The 26,667-nt window shown below is 59.3% G+C and carries 28 protein-coding genes; 14 read left to right on the top strand and 14 right to left on the bottom strand.

Annotation, left to right across the window (positions count from 1 at the left end):
- Positions 1-218: 218 nt before the first annotated feature.
- From D781_RS09430 to D781_RS09415, 4 genes are all read right to left on the bottom strand, one after another.
- Positions 219-1,556, bottom strand: coding sequence for a cytochrome c (locus D781_RS09430; RefSeq protein WP_041412076.1), 1,338 nt, complete (start codon positions 1,554-1,556; stop codon positions 219-221).
- A gap of 12 nt (positions 1,557-1,568) precedes the next feature.
- Positions 1,569-3,353: a GMC family oxidoreductase gene (locus D781_RS09425; RefSeq protein WP_015672093.1), complete on the bottom strand. Its 1,785-nt coding sequence runs from the start codon at positions 3,351-3,353 to the stop codon at positions 1,569-1,571.
- 2 nt (positions 3,354-3,355) lie between these two features.
- Positions 3,356-4,081 carry a gluconate 2-dehydrogenase subunit 3 family protein gene (locus tag D781_RS09420; RefSeq protein ID WP_015672092.1) on the bottom strand — a complete coding sequence of 242 codons (726 nt, stop codon included), beginning with the start codon at positions 4,079-4,081 and terminating at the stop codon, positions 3,356-3,358.
- A gap of 309 nt (positions 4,082-4,390) precedes the next feature.
- Positions 4,391-5,059, bottom strand: coding sequence for a transglycosylase SLT domain-containing protein (locus D781_RS09415; RefSeq protein WP_041411781.1), 669 nt, complete (start codon positions 5,057-5,059; stop codon positions 4,391-4,393).
- Between the two features lie 109 nt (positions 5,060-5,168).
- Here D781_RS09415 and ghoS point away from each other — a divergent pair, with 109 nt between their 5' ends.
- From ghoS to D781_RS09385, 6 genes are all read left to right on the top strand, one after another.
- Positions 5,169-5,468, top strand: a complete 300-nt coding sequence (gene ghoS / locus D781_RS09410) for a type V toxin-antitoxin system endoribonuclease antitoxin GhoS (protein WP_015672090.1) — start codon at positions 5,169-5,171, stop codon at positions 5,466-5,468.
- A 111-nt stretch (positions 5,469-5,579) separates the two neighbouring features.
- On the top strand, positions 5,580-6,518 hold the full coding sequence (locus D781_RS09405) for a metal ABC transporter substrate-binding protein (protein WP_015672088.1): 939 nt from the start codon (positions 5,580-5,582) through the stop codon (positions 6,516-6,518).
- Positions 6,515-7,414 carry a manganese/iron ABC transporter ATP-binding protein gene (locus D781_RS09400; RefSeq protein ID WP_015672087.1) on the top strand — a complete coding sequence of 300 codons (900 nt, stop codon included), beginning with the start codon at positions 6,515-6,517 and terminating at the stop codon, positions 7,412-7,414. Before D781_RS09405 ends, D781_RS09400 begins: the two co-directional genes overlap by 4 nt.
- The gene (yfeC, locus tag D781_RS09395; RefSeq protein WP_015672086.1) at positions 7,414-8,280 is read left to right on the top strand and encodes an iron/manganese ABC transporter permease subunit YfeC; all 867 of its coding nucleotides are present in this window, start codon (positions 7,414-7,416) and stop codon (positions 8,278-8,280) included. Before D781_RS09400 ends, yfeC begins: the two co-directional genes overlap by 1 nt.
- Positions 8,280-9,146 carry a metal ABC transporter permease gene (locus D781_RS09390; protein ID WP_015672085.1) on the top strand — a complete coding sequence of 289 codons (867 nt, stop codon included), beginning with the start codon at positions 8,280-8,282 and terminating at the stop codon, positions 9,144-9,146. Before yfeC ends, D781_RS09390 begins: the two co-directional genes overlap by 1 nt.
- 328 nt (positions 9,147-9,474) lie before the next feature.
- Positions 9,475-10,344 (top strand): fructosamine kinase family protein, encoded by an 870-nt coding sequence (locus D781_RS09385; protein ID WP_015672084.1) that lies wholly within the window; start codon positions 9,475-9,477, stop codon positions 10,342-10,344.
- Positions 10,345-10,398: 54 nt separating this feature from the next.
- Here D781_RS09385 and D781_RS09380 read toward each other — a convergent pair whose 3' ends face one another.
- Positions 10,399-10,959, bottom strand: a complete 561-nt coding sequence (locus D781_RS09380) for a YniB family protein (RefSeq protein WP_015672083.1) — start codon at positions 10,957-10,959, stop codon at positions 10,399-10,401.
- A gap of 182 nt (positions 10,960-11,141) precedes the next feature.
- Here D781_RS09380 and hxpB point away from each other — a divergent pair, with 182 nt between their 5' ends.
- The 5 genes from hxpB to D781_RS09355 all read left to right on the top strand — a co-directional run bounded on the left by hxpB (position 11,142) and on the right by D781_RS09355 (position 16,053).
- On the top strand, positions 11,142-11,807 hold the full coding sequence (gene hxpB, locus D781_RS09375) for a hexitol phosphatase HxpB (protein WP_015672082.1): 666 nt from the start codon (positions 11,142-11,144) through the stop codon (positions 11,805-11,807).
- Between the two features lie 250 nt (positions 11,808-12,057).
- Positions 12,058-12,894, top strand: coding sequence for a 5-dehydro-4-deoxy-D-glucuronate isomerase (gene kduI, locus D781_RS09370; protein ID WP_015672081.1), 837 nt, complete (start codon positions 12,058-12,060; stop codon positions 12,892-12,894).
- A gap of 80 nt (positions 12,895-12,974) precedes the next feature.
- On the top strand, positions 12,975-13,736 hold the full coding sequence (gene kduD, locus D781_RS09365; RefSeq protein WP_015672080.1) for a 2-dehydro-3-deoxy-D-gluconate 5-dehydrogenase KduD: 762 nt from the start codon (positions 12,975-12,977) through the stop codon (positions 13,734-13,736).
- 196 nt (positions 13,737-13,932) lie between these two features.
- Positions 13,933-14,481, top strand: a complete 549-nt coding sequence (locus tag D781_RS09360; RefSeq protein ID WP_015672079.1) for a metal-dependent hydrolase — start codon at positions 13,933-13,935, stop codon at positions 14,479-14,481.
- 180 nt (positions 14,482-14,661) lie between these two features.
- Positions 14,662-16,053: an L-cystine transporter gene (locus D781_RS09355; protein ID WP_015672078.1), complete on the top strand. Its 1,392-nt coding sequence runs from the start codon at positions 14,662-14,664 to the stop codon at positions 16,051-16,053.
- Positions 16,054-16,113: 60 nt separating this feature from the next.
- Here D781_RS09355 and phnX read toward each other — a convergent pair whose 3' ends face one another.
- The gene (phnX, locus tag D781_RS09350) at positions 16,114-16,923 is read right to left on the bottom strand and encodes a phosphonoacetaldehyde hydrolase (protein WP_015672077.1); all 810 of its coding nucleotides are present in this window, start codon (positions 16,921-16,923) and stop codon (positions 16,114-16,116) included.
- Between the two features lie 9 nt (positions 16,924-16,932).
- Entirely contained in the window at positions 16,933-18,036 is a 1,104-nt protein-coding gene (gene phnW, locus D781_RS09345; protein WP_015672076.1) for a 2-aminoethylphosphonate--pyruvate transaminase, read from the bottom strand.
- Positions 18,037-18,184: 148 nt separating this feature from the next.
- On the opposite strand from phnW, the gene phnR reads away from it, so the two are divergent.
- Positions 18,185-18,904, top strand: coding sequence for a phosphonate utilization transcriptional regulator PhnR (phnR, locus tag D781_RS09340; protein WP_015672075.1), 720 nt, complete (start codon positions 18,185-18,187; stop codon positions 18,902-18,904).
- 61 nt (positions 18,905-18,965) lie between these two features.
- On the opposite strand, the gene D781_RS09335 is transcribed toward phnR, so the two are convergent.
- The 3 genes from D781_RS09335 to kdgR all read right to left on the bottom strand — a co-directional run bounded on the left by D781_RS09335 (position 18,966) and on the right by kdgR (position 20,724).
- Positions 18,966-19,310, bottom strand: coding sequence for a DUF1493 family protein (locus D781_RS09335; protein WP_015672074.1), 345 nt, complete (start codon positions 19,308-19,310; stop codon positions 18,966-18,968).
- On the bottom strand, positions 19,310-19,759 hold the full coding sequence (locus tag D781_RS09330) for an STM2901 family protein (protein ID WP_015672073.1): 450 nt from the start codon (positions 19,757-19,759) through the stop codon (positions 19,310-19,312). Before D781_RS09330 ends, D781_RS09335 begins: the two co-directional genes overlap by 1 nt.
- A gap of 173 nt (positions 19,760-19,932) precedes the next feature.
- Positions 19,933-20,724: a DNA-binding transcriptional regulator KdgR gene (gene kdgR, locus D781_RS09325; RefSeq protein WP_015672072.1), complete on the bottom strand. Its 792-nt coding sequence runs from the start codon at positions 20,722-20,724 to the stop codon at positions 19,933-19,935.
- Positions 20,725-20,927: 203 nt separating this feature from the next.
- On the opposite strand from kdgR, the gene D781_RS09320 reads away from it, so the two are divergent.
- Positions 20,928-22,298: an MFS transporter gene (locus D781_RS09320; RefSeq protein ID WP_041412074.1), complete on the top strand. Its 1,371-nt coding sequence runs from the start codon at positions 20,928-20,930 to the stop codon at positions 22,296-22,298.
- 42 nt (positions 22,299-22,340) lie between these two features.
- Here the strand turns inward: D781_RS09320 and htpX are convergent, their stop codons facing one another.
- Together htpX and D781_RS23620 are read right to left on the bottom strand one after the other, a co-directional pair.
- A complete protein-coding gene (htpX, locus tag D781_RS09315; protein ID WP_015672070.1) occupies positions 22,341-23,225 on the bottom strand; it encodes a protease HtpX in 885 nt (294 codons plus the stop codon).
- Between the two features lie 79 nt (positions 23,226-23,304).
- The gene (locus tag D781_RS23620; protein ID WP_124014444.1) at positions 23,305-23,529 is read right to left on the bottom strand and encodes a hypothetical protein; all 225 of its coding nucleotides are present in this window, start codon (positions 23,527-23,529) and stop codon (positions 23,305-23,307) included.
- Between the two features lie 211 nt (positions 23,530-23,740).
- On the opposite strand from D781_RS23620, the gene D781_RS23855 reads away from it, so the two are divergent.
- Positions 23,741-23,905, top strand: a complete 165-nt coding sequence (locus D781_RS23855; protein WP_015672069.1) for a hypothetical protein — start codon at positions 23,741-23,743, stop codon at positions 23,903-23,905.
- Positions 23,906-23,998: 93 nt separating this feature from the next.
- Here D781_RS23855 and D781_RS09305 read toward each other — a convergent pair whose 3' ends face one another.
- Positions 23,999-24,421 (bottom strand): lysozyme inhibitor LprI family protein, encoded by a 423-nt coding sequence (locus D781_RS09305; protein WP_015672068.1) that lies wholly within the window; start codon positions 24,419-24,421, stop codon positions 23,999-24,001.
- A 185-nt stretch (positions 24,422-24,606) separates the two neighbouring features.
- On the bottom strand, positions 24,607-26,655 hold the full coding sequence (gene prc / locus D781_RS09300; protein ID WP_015672067.1) for a carboxy terminal-processing peptidase: 2,049 nt from the start codon (positions 26,653-26,655) through the stop codon (positions 24,607-24,609).
- Between the last annotated feature and the right edge of the window lie 12 nt (positions 26,656-26,667).

Genomic DNA, 26,667 nt, shown 5'->3' with positions numbered 1-26,667 from the left:
ACGGTTAGCGCAAAAAACAGGGAAAGTATCAGGGAGGGGTGACGAGGGTTGATATGCGGTTTTTTACGCCGACGCTAAACCCTTAGAACGCGCAGGAGCAGGCGTCGCGGCTTAGTCGTTGACGCCCATGCCGCCGCATGCGGGCATTAAGAGTGCCGGGTGGCTATATAAAAAAGGCCCCTTGCGGGGCCTGTACGTTCATCGATAAGCAATCGTCGTTATTTATGCGCGTCCGGATGATCCGGCACCGCGGCGCTGCCCATCTCTTTCTCGTCGCGGATCATTGAGCGGTCCTTACGCACCGCGGCAACGTCCGCCGCGCTGACCGCGTCGGCCTTGTTGCCCCAACTGGTGCGGATAAAGTTCACCACGTCCGCCACCTGCTGGTCGTTGAGACGCCAGCCGAACGGCGGCATGGTGATGTTGGATACCGCCCCTTTCACCGCCGGCGTGGTGTTGCCGGTCAGCACGATGTGGATCAGCGAGGTGGCGTCCTCGGTCTGCACGACCGGGTTGCCCTTCAGCGCCGGGAAGGCGCGTTTATAGCCCACGCCGTCGGTGCGGTGGCAGGCCGCGCAGTTATCCACGTACAGCGCCGCACCCGGCTTGCTGTCGTCGCCACGCCACAGATCTTTAGCGACGCTGTCTTCCACTGGCGCCGCCTGCTGCTTACCACCCTTCGGCGGCAGCGTTTTCAGGTAGCGGGCGATGGCGGTCAGGTCCTCGTCGCTCAGATACTGCAGGCTGTGCTCTACCACGTCGCTCATGCCGCCAAATACGATCGCCTTGTCGTTACGGCCGGTTTTCAGGAACTCGGTCAGCTCGGCTTCGCTCCAACTGCCCAGGCCGTCGCGGTTCTCACCGCGCAGGCTGGAGGCGACCCAGCCGTCAATCGGCGCATTGCTGCCGGACAGGTAGTCGTCGCCCTCTTTCTCGTTCAGCGCCTTTTCCTGCATGGTGATGCTGCGCGGCGTGTGGCAGGCGCCGCAGTGGCCCAGCCCTTCAACCAGATAACGACCGCGCTCCGTCACCGGATCGGCTTGCGCATCCGCCACGAAATCGGCCGGCGCCGGCGCAAACATGCCGCGCCAGATGCTCAGCGGCCAGCGCATTGACAGCGGCCACGGAATATCGGAGTCCTTGTTGGCCTCTTCCACCGGCTGTACGCCGTGCATAAAGTAGGCGTACATGGCGCGCATATCGTCTTCTTTGATCACCGCAAACGACGGGAACGGCATCGCCGGGTACAGCGTGCTGCCATTTTTGGCGACGCCCTTGCGTACCGCGTTGTCGAAGTCTTCGAAGCTGTAATCACCGATGCCGGTTTTCTTGTCCGGCGTAATGTTGGTGGAGTAAATGGTGCCGATCGGCGTCTCCATCGCCAGACCGCCGGCAAACTCTTTGCCGCTTTTGCCGTTGGTATGGCAGGCCACGCAGTCGCCGGCGCGCGCCAGATACTCGCCCCGTTTGATCAGCTCGCTGCTGACCGTGGCGTCCTGCGCGAACGCAGAGAAACTCAGAGCACTGGCGACCAGTGCGGGAATTATTGCTTTCATCATCAGCCGTCCTTATGCCTGCACCAGTGGGCCCGGGTTCTTCAGATACTGCTCGCGGATCGCGCGCGCAGACCAGTACGCCAGCGCCGCAACGGTGCCGGTCGGGTTGTAGCCCAGCCCCTGCGGGAAGGCCGACGCGCCGATAGAGAACACATTGTGTACATCCCAGCTCTGCAGGTAACGGTTCACCGCGCTGGTCTTCGGATCTTCCCCCATCACCGCGCCGCCGTTCATATGGGTGGTCTGGTAACTGGTGGTATCGAAGTGGCTGTCGGCATTTTTCGGGCTGCCGATGATATGTTTCGGGTTCATCGCCTTGGCAATCGGTTCCATCTTATTGAACATGAACTGCGCCATCTTGATGTCGTTTTCCTGCCAGTCGAAGGTCATGCGCAGCAGCGGCTGACCGAACACGTTTTTGTAGTTCGGGTCCAGATCCAGATAGTTGTTGCGATAGGACTGGTGCGCGCCGTGGGCGTCCATCGACACGTGGTGGGTGTAGGCATCCGCCACCGCCGCTTTCCACTCACTGCCCCAGTTTGGCGTGCCCGCCGGCGTTGGTACGCCGGAGATCGGTTTGGTGCCCGCCTGGTTGACCCAGAACGGCGAACCGCCGACGAAGCCCTCTTTCGCATGGTCGAAGTTGTCGGCGTTGAAGTCATCCACCCCGACGCCGTTGCCGCCGGCGCCGATAAACGGGTTGGTGTGCACATTCTTGTCGAAGAACGCCTTGATGGTGGTCATGTTCTGGTAGGCGAAGTTACGCCCGACCACGCCTTCGCCGGTCACCGGATCGTACGGTTTGCCGATGCCGGACAGCAGCATCAGGTGCACGTTGTGGAACTGGAAGGCGCCGAGGATCACCAGATCGGCCGGCTGTTCCACTTCACGCCCCTGCGCGTCGACATAGGTCACGCCGGTGGCGCGCGATTTATCGTCGGTCAGGTTCACTTTCAGCACGTTGGCGTTGGTGCGCAGCTCAAAGCGTTTTTCCATCCGCAGCGCCGGCAGAATGTTTACGTTCGGCGAGGCTTTGGAATACATATAGCAGGCGTAGCCGCTGCAGAAACCACAGAAGTTGCACGGCCCCATCTGCGCGCCGTACGGGTTGGTGTAGGAATCTGAGGTGTTGGCGGACGGCAGGTTATACGGGTGATAGCCCACTTCGCGTGCAGCCTTTTCAAACAGCTGCGCGGAATAGGTGTTTTTCTGCGCCGGCAGTGGGAAGTCGTCGGAACGATCCGGCGCAAAGCGGTTGCCGCCCTTGCCTTCGCCGACCACTTTACCCTTGATCGACCAAGCGGTGCCGGAGGTGCCGAACACCTTCTCCGCCTTATCGAAGTACGGCTCCAGTTCGTCGTAGGTCACGCCGAAATCCTGGATGGTCATATCCTTCGGAATAAAGTTCTTGCCGTAGCGCTCTTCATAGTGACTGCGCATCCGCAGTTCGATCGGATCGACACGGAAATGGACGCCCGACCAGTGCAGACCGGCCCCGCCGACGCCGGTGCCCGGCAGGAACGCCGCCAGCTGACGGTACGGCACCGCGGTCTGGCTGCTGTTGTGACGGATAGTAACCGTGCTTTTCGACAGGTCCTGGAACAGTTTACGGCGAATATTGTAGGTCAGCTCGTCGATCACCTGCGGGTAAGAGCCGTCCGGATAGGTATCGCGCATCGGGCCGCGCTCCAGCGCCACCACATTCAACCCGGCTTCGGTCAGCTCTTTCGCCATAATGGCGCCGACCCAGCCGAACCCGACGATTACCACGTCCTTTTTCTTCATTAGCGTTGCCATTGTTATCCCCTTTCCCCACGAATTGATACCGGCGGGAAGGGATAACGTTCCCCTCGCTCAACCCAGTCCATAAAGTCGGCGCGAGCGCCCGGAAAATTAATCAGCTTCCAGCCGACCATGTCTTTGTTGCCGCCATGGATCGGATCGCTGAAGAAGCCTTCACGGGTGTTTTGCAGCAGGTAGGAGAAAAACAGTTTGGACGGCAGCTGCTCGAACGCCGCTTTACCGGCCTCCATATCCTGCAGCAGCGCATCTTTCTGCGCATCCGTCAGCTCGGCAAACACTTTACCGTGCTGTTTTTTACTGTAGGCGTCCGCCTCGGCGATGCCCAGGTTATAAATCTGCTTCGGCACCAGCGGCAGCTGGTAGCCCATCTCTTTCGGCACGTCAGGGTTGAATGGCCCCTGCATATACCAGATGGAGCCGGTAGCGTACGGCGTATTCATCTGACGATCGATAAACTCCGGCACGCCGGCTTCCAGCGCCCCCGGGCCGCGATCGTCAGCCGGAATCAAACGCGCCACCGCGGCGTTGATGAAGGCCCACTCTTCAGGTGTGAAGAAGGTCGGTTGGTAATCATGGTTTTTTGGTGCGTCATCAGCGGCAACGGCCGGTGCGGGGGCCGTCAGCGCGCCAACGCTGCTGCCACCAATCACCGCTGCAGGAATCAAGGTCACCGATTTCAGTAAGAAATCGCGCCGAGAATTGTTAGTTTTATTGTCCGACATATCACATTCCATCCAAATATAATCACAACTATTTAACCTCAACCGTGCGGTTGATGCGGGTTTTAAAAATATTTTGTAACCTTTTTGTCTATTTATTGAAGGCCAAAAAGTAAACTTTAGCAAAAATGTTACCGGTAACTTATTGAATGAACGCAAAGAATTGCCTTGCCGACCCGCATGAACTTTTCGTGCGGTTTTTTCATAATTCTCGGCAAGAATGATTAGAAATGGGAGCTTGGTCGCTTTTTTTAGCTACTAAAGGGAGAAAAACCGGTCAATTTGCAACCGGTTTGTAACATTTATCACAGACTATTCCATCGCCTGATAGGCGGTGGTCACTTTCCACAGGTAACGCGGTGCCTGCGGCGCCGGATGCTTCTTTTGAATATGTTGGTAAAACTCGTCCGGGGTCAGCTGATTAATGCGGTTGACCGCCACGCGCCGGTCCGAGGAAAACGTACGCAGCATAGCGCCCGCACCGTTGGCGTAAGAGACGATGGTGGCGTATTGCCGCGTTTTCGGATCGTTGATCCCGGCCAGCTGCGCCTGGAGGATATTGATATAGGCCGCGCCCAGATCGATATTCACCGCCGGATCTTTCAGCTCCCGCGAACTTGGCTGCCCACGTCGCCCTTTCATCCGGTAGGCGTCGCGCCCGGCCGTCGACGCCTTGAGCTGCATCAGCCCTACCGCGTTCGACTTGCTCACCGCCAGAGGATTAAAACCGGATTCCACCTGAATAATGGCCTTAATCAGGTTTTCATCCACGCCGTAATTGCTGGCGGCCTGGCGAATATAGTCGCTGTACGCCACCGGCGTACCGGTGTGGTTGCTCGCTGTCTGCCGCGGCGACGGCGGCTGCAGCCAGCCCCCGGAAGGGGTGCCGCCAGCGCCCGTTGTGCTGCTGGTGGTCTGCGGGTCTTTCGCACAGCCCGCTAAAAGCGTAATTGCCATCAGGCAACCAATCTTGGTTCTCACGGAATCCTTCACTCCTTTCAATGAGTTGCGTCGCATAGACAACGGTTAAGGACGCCTGCATCACTTTTTTGGTCTATTCTCAAGCTATCCATATACCAAGAGGTGATTTATGAGTCAATCGGCAACCATGTGTTTTGTGGTGACTTTTCACTATCAGGAGGCCGGATTAACCGATTTGGCGAAGCTCACCGGCCAGCTGACCCGCGAGGGTTTCACCACCACCGTGGTAGATGAAAACGGGGTTTCTCACGAGCTGGGCAGCAATAGCTATGCGATTATTACTGCGCTAAATCAACAGGATGTCGAAAGGCTGGCGCAGGGAATGGGACAGGTTGCGTTGGGAAAAACGCCGCAGGTCACGCTGATCGCCTGGGATGAATATGTCAGACAGTTACATGAGGATACATAAAACCGCCGCCGTTAATCCGATGAAAATAATTCGCCACCAGCGACATGTGACGCTTGACCTGCGCCCAATTGATATTGATAATCATTTTCATTTAACCTCTAGGGAGTCACCATGCCGCTGAAACACCACGTGTTACCGCCGTTGCGCCGGTTAGTCCGCGCCGCCCGTCCGCTTACCCTGTGCGCCCTGCTGTGCGCCGGCGCCCTGCTCAGCCCCACCGCCTTGGCGGAAAAGAAGCTGCACGTGGTGACCACCTTCACCATTATTCAGGATATTGCGCAAAATGTGGCGGGCGACGCCGCGGTGGTGGAATCCATCACCAAGCCCGGCGCGGAAATCCACGATTACCAGCCCACCCCGCGCGATATCGTCAAGGCGCAGCACGCCGATTTGATCCTGTGGAACGGCATGAATCTGGAACGCTGGTTCCAGCGCTTCTTTGAAAATATCAAACAGGTGCCCGCCGCCGTCGTCACCGAAGGCATTACCCCGCTGCCGATCCGCGAAGGGCCTTACAACGGCAACCCTAACCCGCACGCCTGGATGTCGCCCACCAACGCGCTGGTCTACATCGAAAATATCCGCCAGGCGCTGGTCAAACACGATCCGGCCAATGCGCAGGTCTACAACCGCAACGCCAAGGCCTACAGCGCAAAGATCGCCGCGCTCGACGCGCCGCTGCGTGAGCGCCTGGCGCGTATTCCCGCCGCGCAGCGCTGGCTGGTCACCAGCGAAGGCGCCTTCAGCTATCTGGCGAAGGATTATCAGTTGAAAGAGATCTATCTGTGGCCGATCAACGCCGATGAACAGGGCACGCCGCAGCAGGTGCGCCGGGTGATTGACGCGGTGCGCAGCCACCATATCCCGGTCGTGTTCAGCGAAAGCACCATTTCCGATAAGCCGGCCAAACAGGTCGCCAAAGAGACCGGCGCACAGTACGGCGGCGTGCTGTATGTCGATTCGCTCTCCGCCGCCGGCGGGCCGGTGCCGACCTACATCGATCTGCTGAATGTCACCGTGCAGACCATCGCCAAAGGATTTAAACAATGAGCGCCGAGACCTTTATCCGGCCGGCGCTGCGCGTCGACGATGTCACCGTGACCTATAACAACGGCCACACCGCCATTTTCGACGCCAGTTTTACCCTCGACGGCGGCGCCATCTGCGCGCTGGTCGGCGTCAACGGCAGCGGCAAGTCAACGCTGTTTAAAACCATTATGGGGCTGGTGCGCCCCACCCGCGGCCAGGTGGCGCTGAACGATAAACCGATCGCCGCCGCGCTGAAGAAAAACCTGATCGCCTACGTGCCGCAAACCGAAGACGTGGACTGGAACTTCCCGGTGCTGGTGGAGGACGTGGTGATGATGGGGCGCTACGGCAAAATGAACTTCCTGCGTATCCCCACGCGTGAGGATCGCGAGCGGGTCGCCGCCGCGCTGGAGCGCGTGGGGCTGACCGCCCTGCGCCACCGGCAGATCGGCGAGCTGTCCGGCGGCCAGAAAAAGCGGGTGTTCCTGGCGCGCGCGCTGGCGCAGCAGGGCACGGTGCTGCTGCTGGACGAACCCTTTACCGGCGTGGATGTGAAAACCGAGAACGCCATTATCGACCTGCTGCGGGCGCTGCGCGATGAAGGGCATCTGATCCTGGTGTCCACCCATAACCTCGGCAGCGTGCCCGAGTTCTGCGACCGGGTGATCCTGATCAACCGCACCGTGCTGGCCGCCGGGCCGACGGCCACCACCTTCACCCAGAGCAATCTGGAGCAGGCCTTTGGCGGCGTACTGCGCCATATCAATCTCTCCGGCACCGACCTGCACGATGATAACGACCCGCGCACCCTGACGGTGCTGACCGATGACGAGCGTCCGGCGGTGTTCTACGGCCACAGCAAAAGCGATCCGCCGGCCAAAAGCCAGCCGCAAGGGAAAAAGGAGCAACGGTCCTGATGGTGGAAATCCTGCTGCAGCCCTTTAACTACAACTACATGGTGAAGGCCATCTGGGTCAGCGCCATCGTCGGCGCGGCCTGCGCCTTCCTCTCCGCCTACCTGATGCTGAAGGGCTGGTCGCTGATGGGCGACGCGCTGTCGCACTCGGTGGTGCCCGGCGTGGCCGGCGCCTACGCGCTGGGGCTGCCCTACGCCGCCGGCGCCTTCTTCACCGGCATGCTGGCGGCGCTGGCGATGACGCTGGTGCGCCATATCACCCGCCTGCGCGAAGACGCGATTATCGGCTTTATCTTCTCCACCTTTTTCGCCGCCGGCCTGCTGATCGTCTCCCTGAACCCGACCTCGGTCAACGTCCAGTCGATTATCTTCGGCAATATTCTCGGCATCGCCGATGAAGACGTGCTGCAGGTGGAAATTATCATCGGCGTTTCGCTGCTGATCCTCTGCCTGTTGTGGAAAGATCTGCTGGCGGTGTTTTTCGACGAAAGCCACGCCGTCTCCATCGGTCTGTCGCCGCTGCGGCTGAAAATTCTGTTTTTCACCCTGCTCAGCGCCTGTACCGTCGCGGCGCTGCAAACCGTCGGGGCGATACTGGTGATCGCCATGGTGATCACTCCCGGCGCTACCGCCTATCTGCTGACCGACCGCTTCAGCCGGCTGATCGTCATCGCCCTGTGCATCGGCGCGCTGACCAGCGCCGCCGGCGCCTACCTGAGCTTCTTCCTTGACGGCGCCACCGGCGGCGTGATCGTTACGCTGCAAACCCTGGTGTTTCTGCTGGCGTTCGTCCTTGCGCCCAAACATGGCCTGCTGGCGTCCCGACGCCGGGCCGCACACCACGCCGGCCCGCAGGAGGAAGAGTGATGGAGCTGCTGTATCAATGGCTGAGTGAGCCGTTCGCCTACCTGTTTATGCAGCGGGCGATTATTGCCGCCATCGTCACCGGCGTCGTCTGCGCAGTGCTCTCCTGCTATCTGGTGCTCAAAGGCTGGTCGCTGATGGGCGACGCCATCTCACACGCGGTGCTGCCCGGCATCGTGGTGGCGTTTGTCACCGGTATTCCGCTGGCCATCGGCGCCTTTCTGTCCGGAATTTTCTGCGCGCTGGCTACCGGCTATCTGAAAGAGCACAGCCGGGTCAAAGAAGACACCGTGATGGGCATCGTCTTTTCCGGCATGTTCGCCTTCGGCCTGGTGCTGTTTTCTCGGGTGGATACCGACCAGCACCTCAGCCATATCCTGTTCGGCAATATGCTCGGCATTACCGACGGCGAGCTGCGGCAAACGCTGTGGATTGCCGGCATTACGCTGGCGGTGGTGCTGCTCAAGCGCAAAGACTTCATGCTGTACTGCTTTGATCCCAGCCACGCGCGCGCCGTCGGCCTGCCGGTCAAACTGCTGCACTACGGCCTGCTGTGCCTGCTGGCGCTGACCATCGTCGCCGCGCTGCAGGCGGTGGGGGTGATACTGGTGATCGCCATGCTGATCGCGCCGGGCATTATCGCTTTCCTGCTGTGCCGTAGTTTTGATCGCATGCTGCTGGTCGCCATCGTGGCGTCGGTCTTCTCCTGTGTGCTTGGTACGCTGATCAGTTTCCAGATAGACGGCGCCACCGGCCCCTGCATCGTCCTGGTGCAGGCGGTGCTGTTCGTGCTGGCGCTGCTGTACAGCCGCTGGCGCACGTTACGCCGTCACGCCACCGCGACGTTGGAAACCGCCGCGCGCCGCTGATAATGGACCAATAAAAATGGTGGTAACCGGCTCTTTCTTTAGGCCGGTTACGCCGCAAAATGGTGCCAATTACGGTTTTCGCCCATCGTATGGAGCACCATCGCATGAACACACCTACCCGCTCAGTTGCTGCCGCGCGTCCGGCGTAGAAAATCGCCCGCGACCGCCGAGCTGTACTTAAATTAATCAATAGCGTATATACTTTGAGCGATGGCGGGCGGTAAAAAAACCGGCAAATGATTAATGCCGGCTGTGCGCCACATCGAGTTTTCACGCCGTTAAAGACGCTAAGCTATTCAAACAGCAGGCAACACAGAGGGGGAATACCATGTGGCAAGCCGTTAGCCGTCTGTTAAGTGAACATCTTGGCAGCGCAGAAATCCGCGAAAGGACTGAACTGCCCGGTGGCGAAATCCACCCGGCATGGCGCGTGAGTTACGGTGACAACGCGGTGTTCGTGAAAAACGACGCCCGGGAGTTACTGCCTGTTTTTACCGCAGAAGCCGATCAGCTGGCATTGTTGGCCCGCAGCAAAACGGTGCGCGTGCCGGAGGTGTACGGCGTGGGCAGCGATCGCGACTACAGTTTTTTACTGTTGGAGCATCTGGAACTCAAACCGCTGGATGCGCACGGCGCCTACTGCCTGGGACAGCAGCTGGCGCATCTGCACCGCTGGAGCGAACAGCCGCAGTTCGGCCTCGACTTTGACAACCATCTGGCCACCACGCCGCAGCCCAATGCCTGGCAGCGCCGCTGGGCGGAATTCTTCGCCGAACAGCGCATCGGCTGGCAGCTGCAGCTGGCGGCGGAGAAAGGCATGTCCTTCGGCGATATCGATGAGCTGGTGGATATTGTCTACCTGCGTCTGCAGCACCACCAGCCGCAGCCTTCGCTGCTGCACGGCGATCTCTGGCCGGGCAACTGCGCCATGACCCGCGACGGGCCGCTACTGTTCGACCCCGCCTGTTACTGGGGCGACCGGGAGTGCGATCTGGCGATGCTGCCGCTCTACCCGGAGCTGCCGCCGCAAATCTACGACGGCTATCAAAGCGTCTGGCCGCTGCCGACAAACTTTATCGAGCGCCAGCCGCTGTACCAGCTCTATTATCTGCTCAACCGCAGCAACCTGTTCGGCGGGCAGCATCTGGTGGCGGCGCAGCAGGCCATCGACGCTCTGTTGCACCCGCAGGGCGCCTAAAGCAAAACGGGGCCGTTAAGGCCCCGTCACGTCCAGCTGTCTCCGCCTCGCCCGCTAGGCGCCCGCGGCCAGCTTGCCCAGCAGGCTAATCACGAAGTAGGCCACCACCGCAATCGTCACCGGCAGCACATACAGCGGGAAATACTGCAGGAAAATGCTGTGATGCGGCAGCGAAATACGCGACTCCAGCTGTTCGCGCGTCAGGCCTTCCGTCCCTTTCGCCTGTTCCAGAATCAGCTGGTCTTCCAGACGTTCGCGGATAAACTTCACCTGCCGCGTCATCCGCGCGCCGGAAGCGCGCAGCGCCAGGCCGACGAAAATCAGCAGATAGATAATAATAAACATCAGGTTGCCGCCGCTGAACAGGCTCTTATCCAGCCCCGGCACCGGCGAGTTATACCAGAACAGGTTGAGGAATGGCGTATTAAAGCGCACCATATCGACGATGACATGTACGAAGTCGATCACCACCGCGTTGATGCCTTTGGTTTTTTCACTGTATTGGTAAACAAAATTCAGCAATGAAATCAGCGTCGACAGCAGCGCCAGAATAAACAGCACCCACCCCAGAATTTGTTTAATAATGCCAATACGCCCTGCCTGTTGATACGTCATGTGTTCCCCTTGTTAACGACGCAGCGGTAATAAACCGCGAGTTTACCCGTAGTTGCCCGGCCAAGCCCACCGTTTTCTTTGCGCCGGCGCCTCACCCGGCCGGGCTATTTTGGTCGCGGCGCAGGCAATGGTAGAGTAACGCAGAGATTCCATCCACCGCTGCGGCAGGAGTTAACGCACCCATGGCTTATTCACAACGCATTGAAAGCGCAATTTTTGATATGGACGGCTTGCTGATTGATTCAGAACCTTTATGGTTGCAGGCCGAACTGGATATTTTCGGTTCGCTCGGTCTGGATCTTTCCGACCGTGACAAACTGCCGGATACCCTGGGGCTGCGCATCGATCTGGTGGTGGAGATGTGGTATCAGGCCATGCCGTGGCAGGGCACCTCGCGGGAGCAGGTTTCCGCCCGCATTATCGAACGCGCCATTGAGCTGGTGCAGGAACGTCGCCCACTGCTGCCCGGCGTGCGGCAGGCGCTGGAACTGTGCCGCAGCCTCGATCTGCATATCGGCCTGGCGTCCGCCTCGCCGCTGCATATGCAGCAGCATGTGCTGAACATGTTCGGCCTGGAACACTATTTTGACCAGTTGGTCTCCGCAGAATATCTGCCGTACAGCAAACCTCACCCGGAAGTGTACCTGATTGCCGCCGAACGGCTGGGCAGCAACCCGCTGCGCTGCATCACGCTGGAAGACTCGTTCAACGGCATGATCGCCACGAAGGCGGCGCGCATGCGCTCCATCGTGGTGCCGGCCGCCGAGTATCGTCAGGACCCGCGCTGGGCGCTGGCTGACCATCAGCTGACGTCGCTGGAGCAGCTGACGCCGTCCCACCTTGCCTGAGCCTCTCCCGCCTTCTCCGCCCCGCCCCTGCACGTCGCGCTGACGTGGCAGGCGGGGCGTCTGGTTTAAAAAACGTCGACGCACGTCAAAAAATAAATAAAACGCAATTTCATTTTTATTGAATTCATATGCCGTGCGCTCTATGCTGTCAACACCACAGAAAACGCCGGGCGGCGGCTTTGCTGTCACTGCCACGCGGCACGTCAGCCGCCCGGCTTTTTCTTCCCTCTCACCACAGCGAGGCCCTGAGATGGACGTCCGTCAAAGCATTCACAGCGATCATGCCAAGCAGCTCGACACCGCCGGATTACGCCGCGAATTTCTGATAGAGAAGATTTTCGAGGACGACCGGTACACCATGACCTACAGCCATATTGACCGCATTATCATCGGCGGCATCCAGCCGCGCCTGCGCAGCGTCACTATCGGCGATGAGGTCGGCAAACAGCTGGGCGTCGGTTACTTTCTCGAGCGGCGGGAGATGGGCATTATCAATATCGGCGGCGCCGGGCTGATCGAGGCCGACGGGCAGCGCTACGAGATCGGTACGGAAGAAGCGCTGTATATCGGCCAGGGCGCCAGACAGCTGACCTTCAGCAGCGTCGACGCCGAGCGGCCGGCCAAGTTCTATTACAACAGCGCACCGGCGCATACCCGCTACCCCAATAAGAAAATCACCCTGGCCGAGGCCGCACCGCAAACCCTCGGCGACGACGCCACCAGCAACCGGCGCACCATCAACAAATTTATCGTGCCCGACGTGTTGCCGACCTGCCAGCTGACGATGGGGCTGACCAAACTGGCCGCTGGCAGCCTGTGGAACACCATGCCGTGCCACACCCATGAACGGCGTATGGAGGTCTATTTCTACTTCGATATGGCGGAAGAGAGCGCGGTGTTCCATATGATGGGGCAGCCGCAGGAGACCCGCCACCTGCTGGTGCACAACGAGCAGGCGGTCATTTCACCCAGTTGGTCGATCCACGCCGGCGTCGGCACCAGTCGCTACACCTTTATCTGGGGCATGGTGGGCGAAAATCAGGTGTTCGGCGATATGGATCACCTGGCCGTCAGCGAACTGCGCTGACCCTCGTCGCCGGCTGCGCGCCGGCCGTCAAGCAGCAACCCTGTCCGTGCGGCCGGCCCGCACGGCGCGAGAATATGTCTATGACCATCAACCCTTTTGATTTAACCGGCAAAGTCGCCATGGTGACCGGCTGCGACACCGGGCTTGGACAAGGTATGGCGATCGGGCTGGCGCAGGCCGGCTGCGATATTGTCGGCGTCAACCGCAGCGATCCCGCACACACCAGCGCACAGGTCAGCGCGCTGGGGCGGCGCTTTCTCAAACTGCATGCCGATCTCGGGCGTACCGAAGCCATCCCGGCGCTGATTGACAGCGCCGTCGCCGAGTTCGGCCATATTGATATTCTGGTGAACAACGCCGGCATTATCCGCCGGCAAGACGCGATCGATTTCAGCGAGCAGGACTGGGACGACGTGATGAATATCAACGCCAAGACGCTGTTTTTCCTGTCACAGGCGGTGGCCAGGCAGTTTATGCTGCAGGGCGGCGGCGGCAAGATTATCAACATTGCCTCCATGCTGTCGTACCAGGGCGGCATCCGCGTGCCGTCTTACACCGCCTCCAAAAGCGCGGTAATGGGCCTGACCCGCCTGCTGGCCAACGAGTGGGCCAAACACGGTATTAACGTCAACGCGCTGGCGCCCGGCTATATGGCGACCAACAATACGCAGCAGCTGCGGGCCGACGAGGCGCGTAATCAGGAGATACTGGAACGCATTCCCGCCGGCCGCTGGGGCGTGCCGCAGGACATGATGGGGCCGGTGGTCTTTTTGGCGTCGGCGGCCTCCGACTATGTTAACGGCTACACGTTGGCGGTCGACGGCGGTTGGCTGGCGCGCTGAGCAATCCGCCCCCGGCTGCGGTGCGCTGCCGGGGGCGACATGGCGGACAATTCTGGCGCAATGTGCGAAAAATAACTCAACCCTTTGTAAAGCAGAGTAAAACACACAATTAGTTACAGCGTCACCTATTCCATTACTGGGAAAATCCCCATATACTGGATAAATTACCAGTTTACCAGTCGGAATAGCAACCAGCATGACCGCGGAAGGACACCTTATTTTTTCTGTCGCTTGCGCGATCTTCGCCAAGAAAGCGGAAGTGACGCCGGTTCTCGCCGGCGGCGACTGGTGGCATATCATCCCCGCCGCCCTGCTGACGTCGCTGCTGCCCGATATCGATCACCCCAAGTCGGTGCTCGGCCAGCGCCTGAGCTGGATCGCCAAACCGATCGCCCGCGCCTTCGGCCACCGCGGCTTTACCCACAGCCTGCTGGCCATTGCCGGCGGCATGATGCTGTTCCAGCTGGACGTGCCGCGCAGCTGGCCCATCCCCGCCGATGCGCTGCACGCCATGATTATCGGCTATTTCAGCCATCTGCTGGCCGATATGCTCACCCCGTCCGGCGTGCCGCTGCTCTGGCCCTGCCGCTGGCGCTTTCGTCTGCCGCTGCTCAATGCCCAGCAGGGCAATCAGCTGGAGCGCGTACTGTGCCTCGCGCTGGTCGCCTTCGCCATCTACTGGCCGGGCGGCTGCACCATCCCGGTGCAGTCATATTTTGAACAGCTGAAAAATATCAGATGGTGATCACAAAAAAACGCGCGTTTTATCACCCGATCGCTCAGATTACAGACAAAAACAAAATAAAAGTTATATGACATTCCATTTGGGTATAAGTGGGTGCCCCGGCAAACTGTTACGATATTTACATCGCTACACACTGGTGCGTAGCCATTTTTATATAAGAAAAGATTTGGAGACACGGGGATGAATTTACCGCTCGTCATTAACGTGGTGGTTTTTGTCGCCCTCCTTTTGCTGTTGGCGCAAACCCGCCATAAGCAATGGAGCCTGGCGAAAAAAGTACTGGTAGGTCTGGTGCTCGGCGTAGTGTTTGGCCTGGCGCTGCAGCTGATCTACGGTGCGGAAAACCCACTGCTGAAAGAATCCATTAGCTGGTTCAATATCGTCGGCAACGGCTATGTGCAGCTGCTGCAAATGATCGTCATGCCATTGGTGTTCGTCTCTATTCTGAGCGCGGTCGCCAAACTGCATAACGCCTCATCGCTCGGCAAGATCAGCTTCCTGTCCATCGGCACGCTGCTGTTCACCACGCTGATCGCCGCGCTGGTGGGGGTGCTGGTCACCAACCTGTTCGGCCTGAGCGCGGAAGGCCTGGTGCAGGGCACGCAGGAAAGCGCGCGTCTGGCGGCGATTCAGAGCAACTATGTCGGTAAAGTCGCCGACCTGACGGTGCCGCAGCTGGTGCTGTCGTTCGTACCGAAAAACCCGTTTGCCGATCTGACCGGCGCCAGCCCGACCTCGATCATCAGCGTGGTGATCTTCGCCGCCTTCCTCGGCGTGGCCGCGCTGCAGCTGCTGAAGGACGATCAGGCGAAAGGCCAGCGCGTGCTGACCGCCATCGATACCCTGCAGTCCTGGGTGATGAAGCTGGTGCGTCTGGTGATGAAGCTGACGCCATACGGCGTGATGGCGCTGATGACCAAAGTGGTCGCCGGCTCCAACATTCATGAAATCATCAAGCTGGGCAGCTTTGTTGTCGCCTCTTACCTCGGCCTGGCGATTATGTTCGGGGTACACGCCCTGCTGCTGAGCTTTACCGGCGTTAATCCGGTGAAATTCTTCCGCAAAGTGTGGCCGGTTATCACCTTCGCCTTTACCAGCCGCTCCAGCGCCGCCAGCATTCCGCTGAATGTGGAAGCGCAGACCCGTCGTCTGGGCGTGCCGGAGTCAATCGCCAGCTTCTCGGCATCGTTCGGCGCCACCATTGGCCAGAACGGCTGTGCCGGCCTGTATCCAGCGATGCTGGCGGTGATGGTTGCGCCAACCGTCGGCATCAACCCGCTGGATCCGGTGTGGATTGCCACGCTGGTGGGGATTGTCACCGTCAGTTCCGCAGGCGTTGCCGGCGTGGGCGGCGGCGCCACCTTCGCCGCGCTGATCGTGCTGCCGGCCCTCGGCCTGCCGGTCACGCTGGTCGCCCTGCTGATCTCCGTCGAACCGCTGATCGATATGGGGCGCACCGCGCTGAACGTCAGCGGCTCCATGACCGCCGGCACCGTCACCAGCCAGCTGATGAAGCAAACCGACAAGTCCGTGATGGACAGCGAAGACGACGTGGAGCTGGCTCACCAGTAACTCCCCTTCGTCACCACAAAAAACCGGCGCCAAGACGCCGGTTTTTTTATGCCCGCCGCGCTACGGCCGCTCCCCCGCCGCCAACCGTCGGTTAATCGCCGCTACCACTCCGGGCAGCTCCGCCAGCGTATCAATCACGTAATGCGCGCCGGCGGCATAGAGCTTCTCCGTCGCCCGCGTCCGCCGGCGCTCTACCTCGGCGTCATCCATCCGCTGGTACTCCTGCCACTGGGCGCCGAACTCATTGCCCGACAGCGCCAGCCCCACGCTCCACATGCCGGCGTTCAGCCCTTCGGCAATGCCCGGTACGGCATCATCCACCTTTACGCAATGGGCAACGGCGTCAATCCCCAGCGCAATCACATTCTGCAGCGCCATCCACGGCCCCGGACGGCCGCCGGCCGCCAGATCGTCCGTCGCCACCCAATAATCCGGCGCGTAGCCGCGTGCGGCGGCGGCCGGCGCCAGCACCTCCATCACCGCGCGCGGGTAGCCGGAGCAGGAACCGATCCTGATCCCCTGCCGTCGCAGTTCGGCAATCGCCTCCGGCACGCCGGCAATCGGCTCGGCGAAATCCACCACCTTGGCAATCTGCAGCGGCATAAACGCCGCGTACAGCGCATCAATATCCTGCGGGCTCATGGCGCGCCCCAGCGTTGCCCGCCAGCGCGCATCAACCGCCGGCAGTTTACCCAGCGCCTCGATATGCTGCCATTTGCCCAGCCCCATCGGAATACGCGCCTCCTCCAGACTGATGGCGATGCCAAAGGCCTGCTGGAAGGCCTCGACGAAAATCTGCGTCGGCGCAAAGGAGCCAAAATCCACCGTGGTGCCGGCCCAGTCGAGAATAACGGCGTTAATCTGTGGCATGCTGCCCTCCTAATGTTGCCAGTACATGGCGCGGCTAACGGCGTCCAGCAGACGATCGATATCCTGCGGATAGACCTCGCCGATATTGCCGATGCGGAAACAGTCGCTGTGCGACACCTTGCCGGGATAGATAACAAATCCCTGACGTTTGAGCCGCTGGTAAAACTCGCCGAAGCGGTAGTTTTCCGCCTGCGGCGAGTAGAACGCGGTGATAATCGGCGAGTGCAGCCCATCATCCAGCAGGGTGTCAAACCCCAGCGCGCGCATCCCCGCCACCAACCGGCGCTGATTCTCGCCATAGCGCGCATAGCGTGCGGCGATGCCGCCCTCCAGATCCAGCTCGCGCAGCGCCTGCGCAAAGGCCAGCACGCTGTGGGTCGGCGAGGTAAAGCGCCATTTCCCGGCGTGCTCTTCCATACAGCGCCATTGGGCATACAGATCCAGCGACAACGAGCGCGAACGACCGGCGCATTTTTCCAGTTCGCTGCGCCGGGCGATCACGAAGGCAAAGCCCGGCACGCCCTGAATGCATTTGTTGGCCGAGCTGATCAGAAAATCAATGCCCAGCTGGTCAACATCCAGCGGAATGCCGCCGAAACTGCTCATCGCATCCACAATCAAGGTCTTTCCCCGGCGCGCCGCCAGCGCCGCCACCTGCGCCAGCGGATTCAGCATGCCGGTGGTGGTTTCACAATGCACCAGCGCGATATGGCTGATACGCGCGTCGGCCAGCAGCAGCGCCTCCATCGCCGTTATGTCCGGCGCCGCCGTCTCACCGCAGTCATAGCAGTGGTGATCGATGCCCATCAACGCCGCCATCTCCGCCATCCGCGCGCCATAGGCGCCGTTGCTGACGATCAGCAGCTTATCCTGCGCGCCGAGCGCCGTGCCCAGCACCGCTTCCACCGCATAGCTGCCGCTGCCCTGCAACAGTACCGAGGTGTAGCCGGATGTCGCGCTGGCCAACGCCTCCAGGCGGGTGCGAATCGCCTGAACGACGCCGATGTTGTAATCCTCATCCCAGGTACAGCTGTCGAACAGCATCGCCTGCTTCACCGTATCCGAGGTGGTCAGTGGGCCGGGCGTCAACAGCAGGTAATCACGATCGTTCATCTTTTTTACCCTTTTCCAATTGGTCTATACCAGATGCGCGCATTGTGACGGCTAACCGCACGGCAGGTCAAACGCCAACCGGCGGTGAAACAAAAAATTCATCCGGACATGTATAATGGAGCCAGCCGACATGCCATAGCGAGACAACATGAAACACCCTCAGGGCGATCTTCCCCACTATCTGCAGATCAAAGCGCAGCTACAGTCACGGATTACCAGCGGAGCGCTGAAGGCCGGGGATAAACTGCCCTCCGAACGGGAGCTGTGCGCCGCCTTCGCCACGACGCGCATCACCATTCGCGAAAGCCTGGCGCAGCTGGAAGCCAGCGGCGCCATCTACCGCGCCGATCGCCGCGGCTGGTTTGTCACCCCCGCACGGCTATGGCTGGATCCGACGCAGAACACCAACTTCCACCGTTTGTGTCAGGAACAGGGGCGGCAGGCGCGCACCGCGCTGCTGGCGGCCGAACACACCGCCGCGCCGCCGGACGTGGCGCAGGCGCTGCAGCTGGAGCCGGAGGCGCAGATCTACCTGCTGCGCCGCGTGCGCTATGCCGATGAGCGGGCGATCTGTTATTGCGAGAACCACTGCTTGCCGCAGCGGGTGCCGGGACTGCTGCAGCACGATCTGGGCGGCAGCCTGACCGAGATTTATCAGCAGCACTATCAGCTGATCTACAGCAGCATGCACCTGACGTTTTACCCGACCGCGCTGCCGCCCGAGGCCGCCGCCGCGCTGGGGGCGATGGTCGGCCTGCCCGCCCTGCTGCTGCGCCGTCTCAATTACGATCGGCAAGGGCGTATACTTGATTTTGATATTGAGTACTGGCGTCACGACAGCCTGCGCATTGAGGTTGATACGCAGTGAACGCCGCATAGGGCGGGAATGGGCGCAGGATAACCGCGCCACGGCGGGGATGTGGCGTCAGTTAATCATACAGCCAGCGCCCGGCTTTGGCAGAAGCGATCAACATATTGATAGTCAGCGGCAGTGGGTCGTTGTGGTCGGTTTGCATATGCTTTGGCAAAAGGCAATTTGGGATAAAGGGAATGCCCGCTTGGGGAAAGTAGTTATTCCATTGCATATCCTTAAAACTAACGTTGAATACTTTTGAAAATTTCGCAAGAATCTCATCGGCATCGTCTGAATACAGTGCACGTTCTCCGGTACTCAACGAGTAATCATGGCTGATAATTTCCTTCGAATATCCTACCTTGTTGAATATTTCTATTTGAAAAAAATGCAAGACATCGACTGCTATATCGTCACTCATCACAATCTATCCTCTGGCCTCACTAGCAGGTTATAGCGCTTCAGCGACCTTGTTCCAATCATCGTAAGATCATATGCAGTAATAAATACCCCAATCCAAGGAAGCCAACGGCCGACAAATGCCCCTAAACTCTTTGTCGGCGTCCATTTTCCTTTTAGCATCTTCTTCCAGGTTAATGTTTTCCAAGAACTATTTAGCTGATAGGTGATAAGTTTTCTCGAGGCCAGAGATAAATAAGATGTCCCTTTGGTTGTTCGTTTGGCATCTAGTTTGCCGGGAACAGGCACCAGAGGTAAACCACCAATAATCAGCGCAAGTGACAAGATATCACTCACGCCAAGCTGCTTCCTGGCTTCATCGACCACTATCCAAAATGCTAATTCACTCGCAGACAATCCAATCATCCCATCAAAAAAATAGCTGCCACCTAACTCTTCAACCGTATCCATTTGTCGCCTCAGTCCTTTACCGTACTCCTTGCAAGGATACTAGCGTGCAGAAAAGCGGCCGACAATCAGAGGGTTCTCGGGCGGATCGCCGATGGCGCAGGGGAACGGCAAATACAAAAAAACCTGCCGTAAAGGCAGGTTGTTGGGCATTCGCGTCGTGCAGGGCGTGACTATCAGAACGGGTAGTCGTGATAGCCCTGCTGCTCGGAAATAATACGCGCCGCATGATGCAGCTGGCGCACGTAGTCGGCCTTGGCCTCCTCCGAGAAACGGATGGTCGGGAACGAGATGCTCAACCCGGCGATCACCACGCCGAAGCGGTCAAACACCGGCACCGCGATACAGCGCAGCCCCTCTTCCTGCTCCTCCACGTCTTCGCCAAATCCCTGCTGACGCACCTGCGCCAGCACCGGCAGCAGCTGCGCCGCGCTGGTGAGGGTATGTGCCGTGCTGCGGGTGAATTCCAGCTGCGACAGGATATCGTCCACCTCGGCCTCATCGCGCCACGCCAACAGCACCTTGCCGATCGCCGTGCTGTGCAGCGGGTTGCGGCGGCCGATACGGGAATACATGCGCAGGTTGTATAAAGAATCGATTTTATGGATGTAAACGATACTGTCTTCATCCAACGCGCCCAGGTGGATCGTCTCACGGGTCAGCTGCGACAGCTCGCGCATCTGGATATCCGCACTGCGGATCAGATCCACATTCTGCAGCGATTTGGCGCCCAGTTCGAACAGCTTCAGCGTCAGGGCGTATTTTTCCGACTCCCCTTCCTGCGCCACATAGCCGAGCGATTTCATGGTTTGCAGAAAACGGTAAACGGTGCTTTTGGACATCATCACCCGCTGAGAAAGCTCGGTAATGCCGATTTCACGTTCCTCGCCCAGCGCCTGCAAAATACCAAACACTTTCAGCACCGATGAAACCGCGTCCGGTTGCTTATCTAGATCCGTATTCGCCATCAACAATCCCAGCCTGTTTCCGTTTTAAGAAATTTAAACAAGGGTTTCAGTATAAGCGGAACGTTTCGCCCTGCGCAATGCACAACCCGCAGAACACGCGTTCCCCCTCACTGCTGTTTACAATTGCTCGCGATCGAACGGATACAAGGCGCGAAAAAATTGTTAGCATGCTCACATTCCGCACGTTGACCTATGATTTCACTATGACGCTCTCCAATTCCGACGGCTTGCCCGTGCCGCAGCGCTACGGCGCCATTCTGGCGATTGCCCTCGGCCTTACCGTTTCCGTGCTCGACGGGGCCATCGCCAACGTCGCGCTGCCCACCATCGCCCGCGACCTGAACGCCAGCGCGGCCAACTCCATCTGGGTGATTAATGCGTATCAGTTGGCGATTACCATTTCGCTGCTGTCGCTGGCCTCGCTGGGGGATTTGCTCGGCTACCGCAGGATCTATCTGTGGGGGCTGATGGTCTTCAGCCTGACGTCGCTGTTTTGCGCCCTGTCCGACAGCCTGACCACCCTGACCATCGCCCGCGTGCTGCAGGGCTTCGGCGCCGCGGCGGTTATGAGCGTCAATACCGCGCTGATCCGCATTATCTATCCGTCGCGCCATCTCGGCCGCGGCCTGGCTATTAACGCGCTGATCGTCGCCTTCTCGTCCGCCGCCGGCCCCACGGTCGCCGCGGGGATTCTGTCGTTCGCCTCCTGGCCGTGGCTGTTCGCAATTAACCTGCCGATCGGTCTGGCGGCGTGGCTGCTGGGCATGCGCTACCTGCCGGCCAACGGACAGAAAAGCCGCGGACGCTTTGACCCGCTCAGCGCCGTGATGAATGCGCTGACCTTCGGCCTGTTGATCGCCGCCCTCAGCGGCTTCGCGCAGGGGCAAAGCCCGACGCTGGTGGCGGCGGAACTGGCCGCCCTGCTGGTGATTGGCTGGTTCTTCGTGCGCCGTCAGCTGCAGCAGAGCGCGCCGCTACTGCCGGTCGATCTGCTGCGTATCCCGATCTTTGCGCTATCGATGGGCACCTCGGTCTGCTCGTTCGCCGCCCAGATGTTGGCGATGGTGTCGCTGCCGTTCTTTTTGCAGCAGGTGCTGGGGCGTGACGAGGTCGCCACCGGTCTGCTGCTGACGCCCTGGCCGCTGGCGATCGTGGTGGTGGCGCCGCTCGCCGGCCGGCTGATTGAACACGTTCACGCCGGGCTGCTAGGCGCGCTGGGCCTTGGCCTGTTCGCCCTCGGGCTATTCCTGCTGGCGACGCTGCCGCATAACCCGGCCGATCTGGACATCATCTGGCGCATGGCGCTGTGCGGCGTCGGTTTCGGCCTGTTTCAATCGCCGAACAACCACACCATTATCTCTTCGGCGCCGCGTCACCGCAGCGGCGGCGCCAGCGGCATGCTGGGTACCGCACGTCTGCTGGGCCAGACTTCCGGCGCGGCGCTGGTGGCGCTGATGTTCAACCTGTTTCCGGACCACGGCACGCACGCCTCGCTGCTGCTGGCCGGCAGCTGCGCCGCCTGCGCCGCGCTGGTCAGCGCCCTGCGCATCAGCCAGCCGCGCGCGGAGGCATAAAAAAACCCCGGCAGGCCGGGGTTTTTGGTGATTCGCTCGCGCTTACTTCAGATACTGACCGGAACGCAGCGCTTCAATACGCTTGTCCAACGGCGGGTGCGACATAAACAGCTCGCTGAAGGTCTTGGATTTGCCGTTGATGCAGAATGCCATCATGCTGCCCGCTTCCTGCGGTTCGTAGCTGGTTTTCAGACGCTGCAGCGCGGCAATCATCTTCTCACGACCCACCAGCTTGGCGGAACCGGCATCCGCATGGAACTCACGGTGACGCGAGAACCACATGGTGATGATGCTCGCCAGAATGCCGAACACCAGTTCCAGCACCATGGAAACCGCAAAGTAGATCATCGGGTTGCCGTTACCTTCCCCTTCACCTTCGCCGTCACGGTTGCCCAGGAAGCCGGCGGCCACCTGCGCCAGCAGGCGCGAGATAAAGATAACGAAGGTGTTCACCACCCCCTGAATCAGGGTCATGGTCACCATATCGCCGTTGGCGACGTGGCTGATTTCGTGGGCGATGACCGCTTCCGCTTCATCGCGGCTCATGCTTTGCAGCAAACCGGTACTGACCGCCACCAGCGATGCGTCACGTCGCGCGCCGGTAGCGAAGGCGTTGATATCCGGCGCGTGGTAAATCGCCACCTGCGGCATAGCAATGCCCGCCTGCTGGGACTGGCGGCGCACGGTTTCCAGCAGCCAGTTTTCGGTTTCATTACGCGGCTGTTCAATCACTTCCCCGCCAACGGAGCGCAGCGCCATCCATTTGGACATCAGCAGAGAGACAAACGCACCGCCGAAACCGAACAGACCGGCCATAATCATCAGGCCCTGAACGCTACTGGATTGAATTCCTGTCAGGCTGAGCACCAGCCCGAAAACCAACATCACCGCCAGGTTGGTGAGCAGGAACAGAGCTATACGCATCATAAAATGTTTACTTCCTCATAAAATGTTAACAAGACGCTGCTGTAGATACCTTTAACAAGTATGGGCATCCGGCACAGTTTCAAGCCGGAACCGCCATTAACCCACTAAAAATACGAAACTTTACAAAAACGGCGCTTTGCGCCGGATTGTCGAATTGTAAACGATTGTTGCGAACGCCGGGAAGGTTTTCGGGTATTGTCACGGCAACTGCCGGTTTTTCATGCAGGAATACAGCACTTACCGCTTGATGCCAAGGCGGTATAACATGATAAGGTGAAGTCAAACGGCATATTGCATGAATCATGCGCCGCTTCGTGAAGTATTATCACGGGAAGATATTTAATAACAGCAGGAAATGCCCAACAATAATGATGGCGGCGCAGGTTAAACGAAAGAGGCGCATGTTGCTTCACTCACCCTGGAAGATACGTCGATATTTACAGCTAACCGATAAGAAAACAACTGGAAAAAGTCTGATAAGACCCACCATCATAATGGATTGAAAGAGTATATTTATGACGTTTAACAAAGGATTTATACGGCTAGCGGGTGTGATATCCATCGTCTCCGTTGTCAGCGGTTTTACCCGCTGGCCTGACGTGATGTTTATCTCCAGCTGCGCGATGATCGCGATCTGGCTCCATGCCGAATGGGACTGGCGCCGGAAGGATAAACCCTGATCGCCCGTGCGCAGCGGGTCGTGTGGTATTGGCTTCTCCGGCACAAGACGAACGTCGTTTGTGTTCGCCAAGCGCGCCGCTGGCGGGCAGGTTTTAACTGGTCGACGGCTCACCTTGCAGCGTCTGTAAGCGCCGATCGTTCTCTGAAGCCTGACAGAGATCCGACTGCAGCTTAAAAGCGCTGCTGCGCCGGTCCATCCCCGTTGTCAGATAGGCGCAATAGTCCGTTTTATAACGCTCCCAAGAGGTCTGTGCGGTTTCACAAGCGGCGCTATATTCGGCATCGCCAAGGTTCGCCAAATCCTTCCTTATCTCCGCCAGTCGCACATCGAGCCTCTGCGCCGAACGTGCAGATAAACGCGTAACGCACGTCAGCAACACCGGATAGTTTTTATCAATCTTTATCGCCTGGCATGCCGCCGGATCTCTGGACATCAACCCTTCAACGTCTGAAGCGGTCTGTGCTGCGGAAAAAAATGGCGCGCAGGCCAAAACGATAACGCCGTATCTTTTCATTCTTCCTCCCTCCCGTGAGCGCCCCTGCGAGGAGACCAGGCATTCCTGCCCTATGTCGCCAGGCAATTTAACCGATAACCGTTAGCCTGTCTGCACTCCCGCTCACCGGCTGCTGTTTCAAACACGCCCATAAAAAAACGCACCTTCTTTCAGGTGCGTTTTTCACGTTTATCAACCGGAGGCCGTTATTTGCCGGCGGTGGGCTGCTGCGCCGGCTGCCCCTGCTCCAGATGGGCCAGATCCAGCGCGATATGCACGCTTTCATCCAGATACGGATCCGGTTCCTTGTAGTCTTTCGGCAGGTTGTCGAGCGACTTCAGCGGCTTTTTACCGGCGCGCTGCAGGCGTTCGTTAATCCGCTTCAGGCGCGTGGCGTCATCGTCGTGGTTCTCTTTCTCGCGCTGGGCCAGATTGAGCGAGACAATGTTGCGCTTGTCTTTCAGCGCCTTGTAGTGAGCGATATCCTGCGCAATGTACTGGAACTCCGGATCCTTGGCGATGCGCTGCTCGTGGTCCTTCAGCAGTTGCGGTTCAAACGGTTTCAGATCGCCAACCCGGCTGTAGGTGGCAGCGTTAATGCTGTCCCACGGCATCGCATTGTCTTCGAAGCTTTCACCGGTTTCCGCCGGATCGACGCCGGTCGGCATCAGGATATCCGGCGTCACGCCCTTACGCTGGGTACTGCCGCCGTTGACCCGGTAGAATTTCTGAATGGTGTACTGCACCGATCCCAGCGCCGGCCACTCAGGGCGCAGCATCTGATCGTAGATACGGCTCAGCGAACGGTATTGCTGCACGGTGCCTTTACCGAAGGTCGGCTCGCCGACGATCAGCGCACGGCCGTAGTCCTGCATCGCGGCGGCGAAGATTTCCGACGCCGAGGCGCTGAAGCGGTCAACCATCACCACCAGCGGCCCTTTGTAATAGGTCACGCCGTCGGTATCCGCATCTTCACGGATTTTGCCGTTGTTATCACGCACCTGCACCACCGGGCCGCTCGGGATAAACAGGCCGGACAGCGATACCGCCTCGGTCAGCGCGCCACCGCCGTTGGTGCGCAGGTCGATAACCACGCTCTTGACGTGCTGTTTGGCCATCTTCTGCAGCTGCACCTTGACGTCATCGGTCAGGCCAACGTAGAAACCGGGAATGTCCAGCACCGCGACTTTCTCTTTGCCGACGGTCTTGATGGTCATTTTCACCGCGCGGTCTTCCAGGCGGATGCGTTCACGCGTCAGGGTCACCACGCGGGTTTTGCTGCCCTTGCCGGCCGGCAGAATTTCCAGCCGCACCTTGCTGCCCTTCGGCCCCTTAATCAGGGAAACCACATCGTCCAGGCGCCAGCCGATCACATCGACAATCGGCTTGCCGGTCTGGCCGACGCCGACGATGCGGTCGCCGACGGTAATCGACTTGCTTTTCGCCGCCGGGCCGCCCGGCACCATCGAATTAATCAGGGTGTAATCGTCGTCCATCTGCAGTACCGCGCCGATGCCTTCCAGCGACAGGCTCATTTCAGTGTTGAACTGCTCGGTATTGCGCGGCGAGAGGTAGTTGGTATGCGGGTCGATTTCATGCGCAAAGGCATTCATCGCCAGCTGGAACACGTCTTCGCTGTTGCTCTGCGTCAGCCGCTTGATCGCGAACTGATAGCGCTTGGTCAGCGTTTCACGAATTTCCTTATCATTTTTGCCGGCCAGTTTCAGGCTCAGCTCATCGTACTTGACCTTGGCGTCCCACAGGCGGTCAAGTTCGGCGGTATCTTTCGGCCACGGCGCTTTGCTGCGGTCGACGTCGATCGTATCGTTGCCGGTGAAATTCATCGGTTTGTTCAGCAACGACAGCGCGTAGGTGTAACGCTCGAAGCGGCGTTTCTGCGCCAGGTTGAACAACGCGTATGGCGTGGTCAGCTTGCCGGTCTTCAGCTCTTCGCCGAAGGCGGTGCGCTTATCGGCAAACTGCGCGACATCGGAGGCCAGCAGAACGTTGTGGTTGTAGTCGAGCATGTTCAGGTAGCGATCGAAGATCTTGCCTGAAAACGCCGCGTCCAACGCGAACTGACGATAATGAGAGCGAGTGAAGCGCGCCGTAACGCGCTCACTCACCGTAGCATGCTGCGGTTCCTGATGCAGCTGCGGCAGTTGGTCGATGCGGATGTTGGCGGTATCCGCACCGTAACTGACGCCAGCCCACATCAAGGCAGCGACTGCCGTTAATCTGACAAATTTGTTCATGCCTTAGTTGGC

The sequence above is a fragment of the Serratia sp. FGI94 genome (assembly GCF_000330865.1).
In the GTDB taxonomy this organism is placed as follows: domain Bacteria; phylum Pseudomonadota; class Gammaproteobacteria; order Enterobacterales; family Enterobacteriaceae; genus Serratia_B; species Serratia_B rubidaea.
This window is presented reverse-complemented; position numbering and strand designations above follow the sequence as displayed.